16 protein-coding genes are annotated in these 14,916 nt (G+C 39.6%); all 16 read right to left on the bottom strand.

Annotated features, from left to right (window positions below):
* Positions 1 to 15: 15 nt before the first annotated feature.
* The 16 genes from hemW to Epro_RS00415 all read right to left on the bottom strand — a co-directional run bounded on the left by hemW (position 16) and on the right by Epro_RS00415 (position 14,911).
* Entirely contained in the window at positions 16 to 1,086 is a 1,071-nt protein-coding gene (hemW, locus tag Epro_RS00490; protein ID WP_052569599.1) for a radical SAM family heme chaperone HemW, read from the bottom strand.
* Between the two features lie 55 nt (positions 1,087 to 1,141).
* Entirely contained in the window at positions 1,142 to 2,068 is a 927-nt protein-coding gene (locus Epro_RS00485) for an SPFH domain-containing protein (protein WP_052569597.1), read from the bottom strand.
* A gap of 12 nt (positions 2,069 to 2,080) precedes the next feature.
* Positions 2,081 to 2,500, bottom strand: a complete 420-nt coding sequence (locus Epro_RS00480; RefSeq protein WP_052569595.1) for an NfeD family protein — start codon at positions 2,498 to 2,500, stop codon at positions 2,081 to 2,083.
* A 9-nt stretch (positions 2,501 to 2,509) separates the two neighbouring features.
* Positions 2,510 to 3,268: a signal peptidase I gene (lepB, locus tag Epro_RS00475; RefSeq protein ID WP_052569594.1), complete on the bottom strand. Its 759-nt coding sequence runs from the start codon at positions 3,266 to 3,268 to the stop codon at positions 2,510 to 2,512.
* Positions 3,269 to 3,458: 190 nt separating this feature from the next.
* The gene (gene lepA / locus Epro_RS00470) at positions 3,459 to 5,246 is read right to left on the bottom strand and encodes a translation elongation factor 4 (protein ID WP_052569592.1); all 1,788 of its coding nucleotides are present in this window, start codon (positions 5,244 to 5,246) and stop codon (positions 3,459 to 3,461) included.
* An 18-nt stretch (positions 5,247 to 5,264) separates the two neighbouring features.
* On the bottom strand, positions 5,265 to 7,016 hold the full coding sequence (ptsP, locus tag Epro_RS00465) for a phosphoenolpyruvate--protein phosphotransferase (RefSeq protein WP_052569590.1): 1,752 nt from the start codon (positions 7,014 to 7,016) through the stop codon (positions 5,265 to 5,267).
* Positions 7,017 to 7,024: 8 nt separating this feature from the next.
* Positions 7,025 to 7,288, bottom strand: coding sequence for an HPr family phosphocarrier protein (locus tag Epro_RS00460; protein WP_052569588.1), 264 nt, complete (start codon positions 7,286 to 7,288; stop codon positions 7,025 to 7,027).
* Position 7,289: 1 nt separating this feature from the next.
* Entirely contained in the window at positions 7,290 to 8,078 is a 789-nt protein-coding gene (locus Epro_RS00455) for a PTS system mannose/fructose/sorbose family transporter subunit IID (RefSeq protein WP_052569586.1), read from the bottom strand.
* Positions 8,075 to 8,725 carry a PTS sugar transporter subunit IIC gene (locus tag Epro_RS00450; RefSeq protein ID WP_052569584.1) on the bottom strand — a complete coding sequence of 217 codons (651 nt, stop codon included), beginning with the start codon at positions 8,723 to 8,725 and terminating at the stop codon, positions 8,075 to 8,077. Before Epro_RS00450 ends, Epro_RS00455 begins: the two co-directional genes overlap by 4 nt.
* Positions 8,722 to 10,794 carry an alpha-amylase/4-alpha-glucanotransferase domain-containing protein gene (locus tag Epro_RS00445; protein WP_052569582.1) on the bottom strand — a complete coding sequence of 691 codons (2,073 nt, stop codon included), beginning with the start codon at positions 10,792 to 10,794 and terminating at the stop codon, positions 8,722 to 8,724. Before Epro_RS00445 ends, Epro_RS00450 begins: the two co-directional genes overlap by 4 nt.
* Positions 10,791 to 11,288 carry a PTS sugar transporter subunit IIB gene (locus tag Epro_RS00440; protein WP_052569581.1) on the bottom strand — a complete coding sequence of 166 codons (498 nt, stop codon included), beginning with the start codon at positions 11,286 to 11,288 and terminating at the stop codon, positions 10,791 to 10,793. The genes Epro_RS00445 and Epro_RS00440 overlap by 4 nt, the downstream gene beginning before the upstream one ends.
* An 11-nt stretch (positions 11,289 to 11,299) precedes the next feature.
* A complete protein-coding gene (locus Epro_RS00435; RefSeq protein WP_052569578.1) occupies positions 11,300 to 11,716 on the bottom strand; it encodes a PTS sugar transporter subunit IIA in 417 nt (138 codons plus the stop codon).
* The gene (locus Epro_RS00430) at positions 11,709 to 12,653 is read right to left on the bottom strand and encodes a gluconeogenesis factor YvcK family protein (protein WP_052569577.1); all 945 of its coding nucleotides are present in this window, start codon (positions 12,651 to 12,653) and stop codon (positions 11,709 to 11,711) included. The genes Epro_RS00435 and Epro_RS00430 overlap by 8 nt, the downstream gene beginning before the upstream one ends.
* Positions 12,653 to 13,513, bottom strand: coding sequence for an RNase adapter RapZ (gene rapZ / locus Epro_RS00425; protein WP_052569575.1), 861 nt, complete (start codon positions 13,511 to 13,513; stop codon positions 12,653 to 12,655). Before rapZ ends, Epro_RS00430 begins: the two co-directional genes overlap by 1 nt.
* A complete protein-coding gene (hprK, locus tag Epro_RS00420; RefSeq protein ID WP_052569573.1) occupies positions 13,506 to 14,453 on the bottom strand; it encodes an HPr(Ser) kinase/phosphatase in 948 nt (315 codons plus the stop codon). The genes rapZ and hprK overlap by 8 nt, the downstream gene beginning before the upstream one ends.
* Complete coding sequence (locus Epro_RS00415; protein ID WP_052569572.1) at positions 14,453 to 14,911, bottom strand: PTS sugar transporter subunit IIA; 459 nt, start codon at positions 14,909 to 14,911, stop codon at positions 14,453 to 14,455. Before Epro_RS00415 ends, hprK begins: the two co-directional genes overlap by 1 nt.
* Positions 14,912 to 14,916: the final 5 nt, after the last annotated feature.

Here is a 14,916-nt window from a genome sequence, read left to right as displayed (position 1 = left end):
TTTGTCAATGTATATTTAGACAAATTCGGAAAGTATTTGGTTTGACGTAAAAACGGCATTTTTTGCAAGCATAATTCTATCGTTTTTTAAGACTAAAAGTTTTTGGCTTAAAAAGCGTTCCAAAGCCGCTTTATGCGCCGCGCTTTTAAAATATTTTACATCCACTCCTTCGTTTAAAAGACGAAGCCCGAGAATTATTGTTTCCGTTTCACAAATATCGTCGGTTATAACTTCTTCGTCAATAAATAGGTTAATTTGTTTGATGTATTTTTCTATATCTTCAACTATTTTGTATCTTTTTTTATTGTAGTAACCGGACGCGCCGGCTCCAAGGGCTATGTATTCCGCATTGCGCCAGTAATTGCTGTTGTGAATACTTTCTTTGCCGGCTTTAGCCCAGTTGGAAATTTCGTAATGTTTGAAGCCCGCCTTTTTGAAAATTTCCGCGGCGGCTTCATACATTCTTCTTTGCAAAGTATCATCGGTGGACGTTCCGTTTGCATACAAAGGCGTGTTTGGTTCTATTGTCAAAGGGTAGAGAGAGATGTGTTCGCTGTTAAATTGCAGAGCTTCGTTTAAATTTTTTTGCCAATCGGACAGCGTTTGATTTGGCAAGCCGTATATTAAATCCAAATTTATATTATTAAAACCTGTTTCTCTTGCAAATTTGAAAGCTTGCGCAAAAGTATCAAAATTGTGAATTCTGCCGAGAGCTTGCAAGTCTTTATCTTGCGACGACTGAAGACCTATGCTTAATCTGTTTACGCCGTTATCTTTTAAAATTTTTAATTTTTCCGGCGTTACGGACTCCGGATTTAATTCGCAGGTAAATTCCGTTAATAAAGAAATATCAAAGGTTTTATTTATTGAAGTTAAAAGTTGCGCGATTTGTTTTTCGGATAAAACAGAAGGAGTGCCGCCGCCTATATAAATTGTACTTACTTTAACTGGTTTGTATTGACCTGCATGACTTATTACGGCTTCAACATATTTATCCGCCAATGCGTTATCATACTTTACCGAAAAAAAATCGCAGTAAAAACATTTCTGTTTGCAAAATGGAATGTGAATATATAATCCTGTCATATAAGTTAAAAAAGCGCCACCCCAACGGATGACGCTTTTTTATGTATAACCTTTGTTATTTTTTCTCTATAGTTTTTGCAAGCTTTGCAGGGTCTTTAAAAAGTTCCGCAATTCCGCCTATTGAAGCCGTTACGCCCGCGGTTTCTAAAGGCAGGAAAATTTTTGTCGCCTGCCCGTCGGCAACTTTCGCAAGGGATTCAAGATATTTTATAGCTATAAGGTCATTTGTCGGCTTACCTTCGTGAATGGCTTTGTAAACTATTTCTATCTCGTATTTTTCTGCGTCGGCAACTCTTTTAATTGCCTCGGCTTGACCGGTAGCTTCAAGAACGTTCTTTTCTTTTGTAGCTTCCGCTTCAAGAATAACAGCTTGCCTTGCGCCTTCGGCTTTTAAAATTGCCGCCTGTCTTAAACCTTCGGCTTCCAAAATATTTGCTCTTTTTTCTCTTTCGGCCTTCATTTGTTTTGACATCGCGTCGGTTATATCTCTCGGAGGTTCAATTTTTTGAATTTCAACTCTGTTTACTTTTACGCCCCATTTATCAGTAGCTTCGTCCATAACTATTCTAAGCTGCGCATTGATTTTTTCTCTTGAAGTAAGAGTGCTGTCCAATTCCATTTCTCCGACGATATTTCTTAAATTAGTCTGTGCAAGTTTCAAAGCGGCAAGCGCGAAGTTTTCAATGTTATAAACAACTTTTACGGGGTCTGTAACCTGAAAATAAATTATAGCGTCAACAGTTACCGAAACGTTATCTTTTGTAATAACATTTTGAGGAGGCACATCTATAACGCGTTCCCTCATATCAACTTTAACTATTTTTTGAAACATAGGAATTATAATATTTGCTCCGGAGCTTCTTGTGCCCGTATATTTGCCCAATGTTTCAACAAGCCCTTTTTCGTATTGACGAATTATTCTCACTGAGTTTGCAATAAAGATTACCGCAAAAATTGCTATTACCCAAATTAAAAGCGCCATATTTTACTCCTTTTATTTTTTTACAAACACTTTTGTTCCGCTGACCGATTTAATTTTCACTGTCTCGCCGGATTCAATTTCACCGTCGGATTCGGCAAGCCATATCTCGCCGTTAACTTTCACAAAACCGGCTTTTTGCAAAGATATTTTTTCCGTTACTACAGCCTGCGCGCCGATTAAAGCGTCAACGTTGGAATTTACAGTTTCAGATTTGCTCATCAATTTTTTAAACAGAGGTCTTATTGTGTAAATTGACACTATGGACACAGTTATAAAAATTCCGAATTCAAACCAGTTTGAAACGTCAAAAAATGTCGCAACAGCCGCAAACAGCGCGCCAATGGCAAGACACATAAAGAAAAAAACCGAAGGAGTTATAATTTCAAGAGTTGCTAAAACAACCGCAAGAACTATCCAAAAAATCCAATTCATTCACGCCTCCTAAATTACTCTCCAGCGATTAACCGGCCAATATAAAAACAAGGCTTTGCCTTTTATGAATTTATCGGGAAGCGGTCCCCAAAAGCGCGAGTCAAAAGAGTAATCTCTGTTATCGCCAAGCATCATGTAATGCCCTGCAGGAACTGTTACGGGGCCAAAATTATCTCTTATATAATCCGGACGAACCGACGCAAATCTGCCTTTTTCCCAATTTTGCTGATAGTCTGCAAGATCTGTTCCGGAATAAATATTTACGTCTTTGGCTTTTACGTAAGGTTCGTTTACTTCAACGTCGTTTACATAAAGTTTTTTATTTTTTATTTGAACTTTATCTCCGGCAACAGCTATGCAGCGTTTAATAAAATCTTTTGTAATGCCGGCTTTTTTTTCTTCAAAAGAAAGCGCGGACTGCGGCGCTTGAAAAACAACTATATCGCCTCTGGAAACGTTTTTAATAGGCAAAAATCTTGCGCCGCCCGAAAGCGGAATATGAAAACCGTAAATAAATTTATTAACAAAAAGATGATCGCCTTCAAGCAAAGTATCCCTCATGCTGCCCGACGGAATTTTAAAAGCCTGAACAAAAAAGAACATTAAAAACGACGCAATTATAAGCGCCGTCCAGCCGGTATCAACCCATGAATAAATTGTTTTAAAAGTTTTTTGGGAACTTTCGGAAGTAAACTTTTTCTTTATGGTAAGCATAAACATTGCAACTGCAAATAAAATTAAACCCGCTATAAACAATTTAAGTTCCATAATTCCCCTTTAAACTACAATATTAAAACGGCAAAGTTCAAAATAATGAGAAAGGCTATCATTAGTAAAAATGGATTCCGTATCGCAGCACGCAATGACATCACAATGCTTGTTGTTATGCCTAAAATGCCAAAAAAAAGTCTTTGATTTTAATTCTCAATTCTCCATTCTCAATTTTCAATTGCCGTTTTCAGTCGTCAATTTTCAAAACCGCCACAAACGCTTCCGGCGGAATTTCTACTCTGCCGAATTGGCGCATTTTGCGTTTCCCTTCTTTTTGCTTTTCAAGAAGTTTTCTCTTTCTTGTTATATCTCCGCCGTAACATTTTGCCAAAACGTCTTTGCGCATTGCCGATATTGTTTCTCTGGCAATAATTTTATTGTTTACTTTAGCCTGAATAGGTATTTCAAACATATGTCTTGGAATAATGCCTCTTAATTTTTCCGTCAAATAATGCGCCGAAGTTTGAGCTTTATCTTTGTGCGTAATAACTGAAAACGCGTCGACAACTTCGGAATTTATCATAATTTCAAGTTTTACAAGGTCGCCCTGCTGCTCGGCGGTGTGCTCGTAATCAAAAGACGCGTATCCTTTTGACACGGATTTTAACGCGTCGTAAAAACCTACGATAATTTCAGCAAGCGGCAGATGATATTTTAATACCACAATTTTGGTGTTCATGTATTTCATCTGGGTTTGCGTGCCTCTTCGTTTTTGACACAGCTCTAAAATAGCGCCCAAATAATCTACGGGACATATTATTGTAGCCTCCACGTAAGGCTCCCAAATTTCTTCAATGTCGGCGTTGTTTGGAAATCTTGCGGGGTTGTCTATGGTAATATATTTGCCTTTAGTTTTTACTTTATAAACTACGTTAGGAGCCGTAACCAAAAGACTTAAACCGAACTCTCTTTCAAGCCTTTCTTTTACAATTTCCAAATGCAGCGAACCCAAAAACCCGCATCTGAAACCAAAACCAAGCGCTACGGAAGTTTCCGGAAAATAAATAAGCGACGAGTCGGAAAGTTTTAATTTTTCCAAAGCCATTTTCAAACCGTCGTATTCCGACGTGCTGTTAGGATAAAGCCCCGCAAAAACAAAAGGATGTATTTCTTTATAACCTGCGTGAGGATGCTTTGTAGGACGGGCGCTTTCGGTAATTGTGTCGCCTATTTTTATATCGTGAATATCTTTAATGCCGGCAACTACGTAGCCTACATCTCCCGACGATAAACTGTCAAATTCTACGGGTTTTAATTTCATATAACCCACTTCAAGAACTTCGTATTCCGCGTTAGAAGCTATAAAGCGCACTTTCATGCCCTTTTTAATTTTACCGTCAAAAACTCGAACAATTACTATAACGCCTCTGTAAGAATCGTAAAAAGAATCAAATATTAAAGCCGATAGCGGCTCGTCGGAATTAACCACCGCCGGCGGAACGTTTGCGACGATAGAATCTACAATTTCGCTTATTCCTATTCCTTCTTTTGCGCTTGCAAGAATAGGTTCCGCGTCAACGTCAAGACCTTCTTTCATCTGTTCGTATGCGCTGTCAACGTCGGCAGTCGGAAGATCTATTTTATTTATAACGGGAATTATTTTAAGGTTTGCGTTCTTTGCAAGCATGGTATTGGCAAGCGTCTGGGCTTCAACGCCTTGGGTAGCGTCTATAACAAGTATTGCGCCTTCGCACGCGGCAAGCGCGCGGGAAACCTCGTAAGTAAAATCAACGTGTCCGGGAGTATCTATTAAATTTAAAACGTAAGGATTGCCGTTTTTATCCGTATAATTCATTCTGACGGCTTTGGCTTTTATTGTAATGCCGCGCTCGCGCTCCAACTCCATGCCGTCAAGAATCTGCTCTTTCATTTCACGTTTGGAAATTGTTCCGGTATATTCTAAAAGTCTGTCGGCAAGAGTGCTTTTACCGTGGTCAATATGCGCTATTATGCAAAAATTTCTTATATTTGACATTATTTATTTTCATCCCGCTTAGTTTAATTTAGATTGAACTTTGTCTAAAAGTTTTGAAGAGAATTTTCTGTCGGCGTTTGCCAAAATATCTTCGGCAAGTTTTTTTGCGTCCGTTATTGTTATACTCCTTATAACTTTTTTAATTTTTGGTATTTGCGCCGACGAAACGCTGAATTCGTCAAGCCCAAGCCCCAAAAGCACAGGCGTATAGTAAGGGTCGCCCGCCATTTCGCCGCACATACCCACGTCTATTTTTGCTTTGTGCCCTTCTTCTATTATTCTTTTTATAAGCCTTAAAATAGCCGGATGAAGCGGGTCGTATAAATTGGCTACGTTTTCATTTACCCTGTCAACCGCCAAAGTGTATTGAATTAAATCGTTTGTGCCTATTGAAACAAAATCAAGCTCTTTGGCCAAAACGTCCATTATTCCGGCGGCAGACGGAACTTCTATCATTGCGCCTACCTCTATATTTTCATCAAAAGCAACTTTTTCTTTTCTAAGCTCTTCTTTTACTTTTTCTAAAATTTTATTTGCTTCGCAAAGCTCGTCCAGCCCTGAAATCATAGGATACATCAATCTTATTTTTCCGAAAGCCGACGCTCTTAAAATTCCTTTAAGCTGATCTATAAAAATGTCGGGATATTTTAAACATAATCTTATTGCGCGCAACCCCATAAACGGATTTGCTTCCGCGTCAAAATTTAAAAGTCCGGCGTCGGCAAGCTTGTCTCCGCCGACGTCTATCGTTCTTATTATTGTGGCATAAGGGCTCATTTCTTCGGCTACTTTTTTATAGTTTTCAAAATGTTCTTTATCATTCGGAAGAACCGAACGGTTAAAAAACATAAATTCCGTTCTGTAAAGCCCTATTCCCGTTGCGCCGTTATTTAAAACTGATTTTACTTCGTCGGGATTATCTATATTTGCAAAAATTGAAACTTTATAATTATCCGGCGTTTCTGCCGGAAGATTTTTTATTTTTTTAAGCTCTTTTGTTTTTTCGGACAAAAGCGCAGACTCTGTTTTGTACTTTTCAACGGTTTCCGGCGTAGGGTTTAAAATAACAAGACCTTTGTTTCCGTCTATTATAATAAGGTCGCCGGTTGCAACCTGATGAGAAATATTTTTTAAACCCACAACCGCGGGAATTTCAAGACCTTGCGCAACTATCGCAGTGTGAGACGTTTTTCCGCCGATATCGGTAACAAATCCTTTTACAAACTTCTCTCTTATGGCAACGGTGTCGGCGGGCGTAAGATTGTGCGCCACAACTATTGAATCTTCCTTAATGTCGGAAAGAGTTCTTTTTTGCTTTTCCAAAAGATGAGCTATAATTTTTTTGCCTACGTCAAGAATATCCTGTTTTCTTTCTCTGAAATATTCGTCCTGCATTTTTTCAAACGATTTTACTACTTTGTCTATAACGCTAAACACCGCGTATTCCGCGTTAGCGCCGGCTTCTATTGCAAATTTTACGTCGCGCTCAAGCGCCGGATCGCCTAATATTAAAAGATGGACGTCCGCTATTTTAGCGTAGTTCTCGCCTAAAATTTCGTTTATTTTCTCGTAAGAAGATTTAAGCTCAAGCCGCGTTTTATCCATAGCCGCGTTAAAACGCTTAAGCTCGCCGGCTCTGTCTTTTTCGGCAATATTGCGCTTAACCAAAGACATTGAGAAATCATCATCTTCAAATAAAAAAACTCTGCCTATGGCTATTTGCGGCGACGCCGCGACACCGTGAAGTATGACGTCTTTTTGATCGGGCATCTTTTCTCCTATTCGTGAAATCCTGCGTTAAAAAGTTTTTCTATATCGTCAAGAGCTTCCGTTTCGTCGGGGCCGTCTGCGATAAATTTCAAACTGCTGCCCAAAGCCGCGGCTAAAGTCATAACGCCCATTATGCTTTTTGCATCAACTTCATAATCGTCTTTGTAAATTTTTACTGTAGCGCTGTACTTTGACGTGGTTTGAACCAAAAGAGCCGCCGGTCTTGCGTGAAGTCCGAGTTTATTTGACACTGTAATAATTTTTTCTTTCATTTTATATTCCTAAATAAGAGATAACTACGCACAAAATAAGAAGCGTATAAAACGCAAACGTCGGGCTGAACTTTCCGGCTAAAGCGGACAACACAAGCACCGCGCCCAAAACCGCCGCGTCGGGAATAAACCCCGCAAAAAATATATTGTTTCCCGGACCAAACCCGAAAACCTGAAAATATATTGCTATAGACGCCAAAAGAAGCAAAACTCCGATATATTTAAGCACTTCAAGGAAAAATTTAACTTCCAGTTTGGCTATTATATAAATGCTGTTTTTATCAAGCTTTAGCCCCGCAAACAACAGCCAGAACCGAACGGGCACATGCACCGCGTTATACAAAAAGAAAAACATTACGGGAATTATTATGCCGTAACCGGTTAAACTGCCGCTTAAAACGCGCGAAAAAAGTATTGTCATAAATATACACGACAACGCGACAACGGGTCTTAAAGTGCCCCAAAAATAAGAGTCCCCAATTGCGGCAAGAGGTCCTGCCATAGAACTTTTTAAAAGGTTTATATCTGGAGCGTTTTTAAGCCCTTCCTGCGATATTATTCTCTCGCAGTTTGCGCAAATAGCCACAATTACGTTAGCCATATACGGATGCGTATTAAAAAAACCGGTGTGTCTCAAAAAAGCTTCGCGTCTGTCGTTTTTATTTTTATATATTTTTCTAAAAAAAGGTTTCATTACAAACAAAAAACCGACGTTTTGCAGCCTTTCAAAGTTCCACAAAGACTGTATAAAGAAAGCTCTTAAAAACATTCTGAAATAAGTTTTAATCATTTATTTCTTCCTTTAATCAAAGGAATTCTGACGCTTCTAAAGTTGTAAAGCATGGCGCCGAAACCAAACACGGGAAGCAAGTACCACGCTTTTTTGAAACCCAAAAGAATAAACACCGTAAATTGAAGGAAAATGCCTTGGTATATAAATCCGCCGATAAACATTGCAAATAAATAAAATGCAAAAATTCTTAAAAAAAATAACCCCAACCCTAAAACTATTCCTATATCTATTCTGGACTCTTTTCCCTCGTGAAGCCCCTTTTCAACCCAGCGCATAATTTTAATATTAAAGTTTCTTCCCGCCACGTCCATCTCTTTATAAAAATACGCCAGCGGAACCGCAAAAGCAATTCCCCAGATAGCCGCCTCCTGCATTCCCGGGAAGAATTTAGAAGCCCAGTAAGTGGCAAGTATTGCTATTGACGTAATATCTATAGGCACGGCAACGCCCATAGGAATAGCGTTAATCCAAACCATTTCAGCAATCATTCCTATCCAAAGCCCGGAAGTTATGTCGCCCATAAGCCAGCCGAAAAGCGGCGCGCAAAATATAGGCCTTGAAATCATAAACTGACCGAAAGCCGTTATGTCAAGACTGCATAAAGCAGCAATAAACGCAAGAATAAAAATATTTTCTATTATCATATTATAGTTTTAAAATTTACCGACGTTTTTATTGAAAATTTTACCGTGCCGCCGGGCGTTGAATGAAATCTTGCAACGGGCGCGGCAACGGTGCCCTGATAAGTTCTTTCGTATCCGCTGTCGGAAGCGGAAACAGTTTCAAGCGGGTAAACGAACAAATCGCAGTCTTGCGAAAATTTAAGTTCAACTTCCGCTTTGTAATAATCGTCGTATCTTTTCCAGCCGGAAACGTTTTTGTCGTTAGCTGTGTCGTCTCCGTCTTTTGATGAAAAAGCGAAAACCTGCTCGCAAATAAAACAAATTTCAATAGATTCGCTTGAATTGTTGGTAATTTCATATGCAGCTTCGTATCCGTCGTGCTGCGCGGAAATATTTTTTTTCACGCTGATATCTTTACCGTAAGCCTTGCCGTTTCTTTCAAGTTCAAGGTTTGCCGCGCGGGAGATAACTTTATATTCTCCGGCGGTAAAATCGCCCATTTCGCAATATCTTGAAAAAGCAAAATCTTCATATTTTATATCCGTGCCCACAAAATGGTCGCGCAAAGAAGTTCTTCTGTAGTTATCGTAAACCAAAAATTTATCAAGACCGAACTCTTTAACTTTTACGGCGTCGTTATGTATTGTTTGAACTTCATACTCGTTATCGGTCGCCACAACCGCATTATTTATATTGTCTTTGAGTTTTTTGTGGTAAGACTCGTATCTTCTGGTTAAAACATCAGAAAAATTATGGTTTATTTTAAAGATATCCCATTCAAAAATACTGCCGCCGTCTTGCGGGTTTACGTAAATATTTTGGTGTTTGCTTTCGTAAAGAAAATCTTCTTTGCCTGCGCGGCTAAAATCATCTGCTAACCAGCCGGCTCGTTTTAAAAAAGATTTATTGTAAAGATTTTCAGCTTTTAAAAGAGACGCGTAAACCGCTTTTCTTAAATGAGGAAGATAAAGCCCGCCGAAAACTCCGTGCCAATACGCGCAGTTGCACTGACCTGCGTAAAGATTATCCAACGCTTTTTGCGCAAGCGGTTTTTTGCTTAAAACATATTTCCCAACTTTATCGCTTACGCGCAGCATTTTTTTATGCATATTGTTTGCTTCTTCGTATTTAGTTAAAAAGTTGCGCCAAAACCCGCCGTGCAGAAAAGTTTTTGCGTCCCGGTCTGAGCCGTATTTTGCCAAAACGTTGTCAAACTTTTCCTGCGCAGGCGCCGGAAGAGACCATTCCGACATTTCAAAGTAAGACGCGCACGGAAGATAAACTCTTCCCGAAGGTTTTTCTGTTTTTAAAACTTCCGAGAAAGTTGCGGTTTCCACCGTGTCAAAATTTTCTTCAAGCGCCGTAAGAAAACGTTCCAACCATCCGTTTTCATAAACGTGTTTGTTTGTTCCCGGCCACATGCCGAATTTTTCGCCGTCGTCAGCCATAACCACAACGGAGTTTTTGTCTGCATTTTGGCGCGACAAATCTTTAAAGTATTCTATAGTTTCATTAACGTCGTGAAAAGGAATCGTATATCTTAAACGCTGGCTTATGGGAAAAACATTTAAAGAACATCCCTGCTCTTCGGTAACATAATATCCTTTTAAATCGTCGGTATTTATTCCCGAGGCCGCAAAATGAGCGTCGTCTAAAACAGTATATTTTATGCCGCTTTCGCACAAAGGTTTTGCAAGAGACGGCTCCCAAACTCTCTCGGCAAGCCATGCGCCGTGCGCCTCGCGGCAGCCGAAAACGTCTTTAACGTATTGCGTAAGTTTTTGTATTTGTCCGTTTTTATCCCTATCCGGAACGGACGAAATGATAGGCTCGTAATATCCGCCTGATAAAATTTCAAGATTACCGCTTGCAACGAGTTTTTTAACGTTTTTAATATATTCGGGGTGTTCTTTTTGGCAAAACTCCCAAATCATGCCGCTTGCGTGCATGCACCATTTTATTTTAGGGTGGTTTAACATAACATCCATAAAAGGCTTATAGGAAACCTGATAAGCCTTTTCAAAAACCCATTCAAAATTTCCGACGGGCTGATGATTGTGAACGCAAAAAATAAATTTAACTTTACTCATTTCAAACCTTTATATTCTTTTTCTATTATAGGTATAATATTCAATCTGTCGTCTAAAGGAAGAACTCTTCCTTCTATCTCAATGCCTTTGGAATAAATAGCGTAAAGATTTTTGACATCGTCGTCATCTACCGACAAGTTACACAAAAGCTGTCTTTTTCCGGGCACAAAATGCATTCCGCCCACGTTAACGGATTTAAAATCCGCGCCGAGCTCTATCATCTTTAAAATGTCGGCGGGGTTGGAAACCAAAATCATAGTTTTATCTTTTTCATACGCGCCTTTTGCAAGACTTGCGCCGGCTTCGTTAACATTTTTTACTTCTAAACGCGTGGAAGACGGCATAGCCATAGACATAAGCATTTGCTGCATAGGGTCTTTTGCCACTGCGTCTGAAACCACAACGATAACGTCAATATTTATATTTTTAAGCCAGCCCTGCACTATCTGTCCGTGCACAAGTCTGTCGTCAATTCTCACAACAACTACAGGCATAATTTTCCCCTTTACTTCGCTCTGTCTGTAAGCATTTTCTTTACGTTAACTATGCTTTTTTGTCCGTCTTGCAAAACTTTACAGGCAAGCTCTGCGGCGCTTGTTGCGGATTTGCTTGCGAAAATTGCCGACAAAAGAATTGGAAGATTTACGCCGGCAATAAGTTCGGTGTTAAAAATTTTACACATTGGGGCTGCCGCGTTGCACGGAGTTCCGCCGAGCATGTCCGCAAGTATTAAAGCCCCGTCTTCCTGAGAACCGCCGACGCTTTTTAAAAGCTCTTCTATTTTTTGCTGCATTTGCGCAAGGCTGTCGTTTGCGGCTCTTTTTACGGCGTAAAGATTAGACTGTTTGCCCGCTATGCTTTCTGCGGCGTTGATAAGTTCCTGCGCAAAATTTCCATGGGTTGCCACGACAATTTTAATCATGGATTCGTTCCTTAATAATTTTGTTTATAGCAAAAGCAAGTTTGTCGCAATTGTGTCTTGCGTAAATTTCATTTGAAAATAATTTACTTTTAACGGTTTTAATCCCTGTTTTATCAATTGCAACCTGATATGAATTTTGTTTTTTATATCTCTTGGCAACCTTTGCCGGAACTTTCGCGCTGTTTGCAATTATGCAGTCAACAACGCCTTTATACGAATGATCTTCAATAGCTTTTATATGGTCAGACAATTTATATCCGGAAGTTTCGCCCGGTTGAGTCATAATATTTGCAACATAAATTTTATACGCTTTGGACGCCTTCAATGCTTCGGTTACGCCGTCCACAAGAAAATTAACTATTATTGAAGTGTATAAAGAACCGGGGCCGAAAATTATTGCGTCCGCTTTTTTTATGGCTTCCAAAACTTCCCCCGCCGCAGGAGGCGCCGCGGGACTTAAATTAACTTTTATTATTTTTGATTTTGCCTGCGACACTTTTGTTTCGCCGGAAATTATTTTTCCGTTTTCAAGTTCCGCTTCAAGCGTAACCGAAGAAAGCGTTACCGGCAAAACCTGCCCTCTTATGGCAAGAACTTCGCCGCTTCTTGCTATTGCGTTATCAAACCCGCCCGATATTGCCGACATCGCCGTTAAAAAAAGATTTCCGAACGAATGTCCTCCGAGAGCGCCTTTTGCGGGAAATCTGTATTGAAAAAGTCTTGACATAAGACTTTCTTCTTCCGAAAGAGCAACAAGGCAATTTCTTATATCGCCGGGAGGCAAAACGCCCAGCTCTTTTTTAAGTTTGCCGGAACTGCCGCCGTCGTCAGCAACGTTTACTATAGCCGTTATATCGCAGTTATATTTTTTTAAACCTCTCAGCAGCGTTGAAAGACCGGTTCCGCCGCCGATTGCGGCTATTTTTATTTTTTTCATTATCTTGAGCGCAAAATATCTCTGTGGTTAATTTTTACTTTATATTTTTTATTTCTCAAAAACGCGGAAAGTTTTTCCGCAGTGAAAACGGAACGGTGTCTTCCGCCGGTGCAGCCTATTGCTATTGTAAGATAACTTTTGCCTTCTTTAATATATCCCGGAAGAGTAACTGCGATAAGTTTTGAAAATATATTAAAGAAAGCTCCGAACTCTTTTTGTTTTACTATGTAATCTTTAACGGCTTTATCTTTGCCGGTTTTAAATTTCAAACCGTGCACATAGTTCGGATTTGTTATAAAGCGCACGTCGTAAACTATATCGGCATCGTTTGGAATTCCGTATTTATAGCCGAATGACACTACCGACACGTTAAGGTTTTGTTTTGCGTTTATGTTTGCTCCGGTAAGTTTTGAAATTGTTTCTTTAAGCTCGCCCATAGTCATATTTGAAGTATCTATTATTTCGTCGGACACTCCGAAAACTTTATCAAGCATTTTTCTTTCAAGACTAATGCCTTCCAAAACGGATTTCCCGAGAGGATGTCTGCGCCTTGTTTCGGAATATCTTCTTATAAGCACGGAATCAGCGGCGTTAAAAAAGATTATTTTGTAGTTTATTTTTTTTCTTTTAAGGGAGTTTAAAACGTCAAAGAAAGAGTCTAAAGATTTGCCTGCTCTTGAATCTATGCTTATTACTGTGTTTTTGTATTTTGACGGGTTTTTAAGACACAAGTCCGCAAAGCCGACGACCATTTGAAGCGGCATGTTGTCCACACAGACAAAACCGAAATCTTCAAAAACTTTTAGCGCCTGACTTTTGCCGGCGCCGGACATTCCGGAAACAATATAAAATTTATTCATTGCCGTTTTTTTGCGAAATTGCTTTTTGAAGTCTCGCGCTGAGTTCTTTAGCCGTAAAATAACCTTTGTTTTTAAGTCTTTGGTTAAGCGTGGCGGTTTCAACCAAAACCGCAAGGTTTCTTCCCGGCCCCACAGGGACAATAATTTCAGGAACATTTACGCCCAAAATTTCCGTGTATAACTCGTCCATTCCGACTCTTTCTGTTTTTTTAACTTTATCCCACTCTTCAAGTTTTATAACGTATTCTATGTGAGACTCGTCCAAAATACTGCCTATTCCGAAAAGACTTTTTACGTCTATTATTCCTACGCCTCTAACTTCTATTAAATGCTTGGTTATTTCAAGACCGCTTCCCAAAAGAGTGCGTCCCGACATTTTTTTTATATTTACCATATCGTCGGCAACAAGCATGTGTCCTCTTTTTACAAGCTCCAAAGCGCATTCGGATTTACCTATTCCGGCATGCCCCATTATAAGAACGCCAAGACCGTAAACATTAATGAGCACCCCGTGAATTTTTATTGTAGGGGCGAGTTTGCCGTCAAAATAATAAATAAGGTCGCTTATAAGAGAAGAAGAATTCAGACTAGTTTTTATCAGCGGAATTTGTAACGACTCAAGCTCTTCAAACATAGCTTTAGTGGGCTCAAGCCCTCTTGTAAGAATGCAGCACGTAGCGTTTGGATGAGAAAAAATTTTGTGAAGCATTTTTAACTGCTGGCCGTAATCTAAAGAATTTAAATAAGTGTATTCGCTTATTCCTATAACCTGCGTTCTTTCGTAAGGAAAATGCTCAAAGTAACCGGAAAACGCAAGACCCGGACGGCTTATATCGGCGACGGTTATTTTTTTGTTCAACCCGTTTTTACCGGCTACAAGCTCCAGCTTGAGTTCTTCGCTTTTTTCATTAAGCAAAATTCCTACGTCTAAAACAGCCATTAATAAGCGTCCTCTTGCTGTATAATTTTCAAAACTTCGTCCACTGTTTTTGCTTCTTTTATTGCCTGTCTTAAAAATTTATCTTTAAAAAGTCTTGAAATTCTAGATAGCGCTTTCAAATGCTGTCCGGCAACTTCAACGGGTCCTACAAGCAAAAACACAATGTGAACCGGTTCCCCGTCAAGAGAATTAAACTCTATTCCTTTTCTTGAAATGCCCAAAACTCCCACCTGCTCCTGCAAAGCGTCGGTTTTTCCGTGAGGAATAGCCACGCCCTGCCCGATGCCGGTAGAACCGAGTTTTTCTCTTTCAAGAACCACGTCAATAATTTCATCCGTCTTTTTTACTTTCTTCGCGTCCTTGAGCACGTCCACAAGTTCTACGATAGCCGATTTTTTATCGGCAGCTTTTAAGTCAACAACAATTGCGTCGGGACTTAAAAAATCCATAATTTTCATTTACA

Origin of the sequence: Endomicrobium proavitum (assembly GCF_001027545.1) — a bacterium.
Classification (GTDB): Bacteria; Elusimicrobiota; Endomicrobiia; order Endomicrobiales; family Endomicrobiaceae; genus Endomicrobium; species Endomicrobium proavitum.
This window is presented reverse-complemented; position numbering and strand designations above follow the sequence as displayed.

Coding starts and splice junctions, on each gene's coding strand:
- Epro_RS00460 (WP_052569588.1), bottom strand. CDS start 7,288: ATGAAAGAAAAAATTATTACAGTGTCAAATAAACTCGGACTTCACGCA.
- Epro_RS00415 (WP_052569572.1), bottom strand. CDS start 14,911: ATGAAAATTATGGATTTTTTAAGTCCCGACGCAATTGTTGTTGACTTA.
- Epro_RS00480 (WP_052569595.1), bottom strand. CDS start 2,500: ATGAATTGGATTTTTTGGATAGTTCTTGCGGTTGTTTTAGCAACTCTT.
- Epro_RS00445 (WP_052569582.1), bottom strand. CDS start 10,794: ATGAGTAAAGTTAAATTTATTTTTTGCGTTCACAATCATCAGCCCGTC.
- Epro_RS00450 (WP_052569584.1), bottom strand. CDS start 8,725: ATGATAATAGAAAATATTTTTATTCTTGCGTTTATTGCTGCTTTATGC.
- Epro_RS00430 (WP_052569577.1), bottom strand. CDS start 12,653: ATGAAAAAAATAAAAATAGCCGCAATCGGCGGCGGAACCGGTCTTTCA.
- Epro_RS00455 (WP_052569586.1), bottom strand. CDS start 8,078: ATGATTAAAACTTATTTCAGAATGTTTTTAAGAGCTTTCTTTATACAG.
- Epro_RS00440 (WP_052569581.1), bottom strand. CDS start 11,288: ATGCCTGTAGTTGTTGTGAGAATTGACGACAGACTTGTGCACGGACAG.
- Epro_RS00485 (WP_052569597.1), bottom strand. CDS start 2,068: ATGGCGCTTTTAATTTGGGTAATAGCAATTTTTGCGGTAATCTTTATT.
- ptsP (WP_052569590.1), bottom strand. CDS start 7,016: ATGCCCGATCAAAAAGACGTCATACTTCACGGTGTCGCGGCGTCGCCG.
- lepB (WP_052569594.1), bottom strand. CDS start 3,268: ATGGAACTTAAATTGTTTATAGCGGGTTTAATTTTATTTGCAGTTGCA.
- rapZ (WP_052569575.1), bottom strand. CDS start 13,513: ATGAATAAATTTTATATTGTTTCCGGAATGTCCGGCGCCGGCAAAAGT.
- hemW (WP_052569599.1), bottom strand. CDS start 1,086: ATGACAGGATTATATATTCACATTCCATTTTGCAAACAGAAATGTTTT.
- Epro_RS00435 (WP_052569578.1), bottom strand. CDS start 11,716: ATGATTAAAATTGTCGTGGCAACCCATGGAAATTTTGCGCAGGAACTT.
- lepA (WP_052569592.1), bottom strand. CDS start 5,246: ATGTCAAATATAAGAAATTTTTGCATAATAGCGCATATTGACCACGGT.
- hprK (WP_052569573.1), bottom strand. CDS start 14,453: ATGGCTGTTTTAGACGTAGGAATTTTGCTTAATGAAAAAAGCGAAGAA.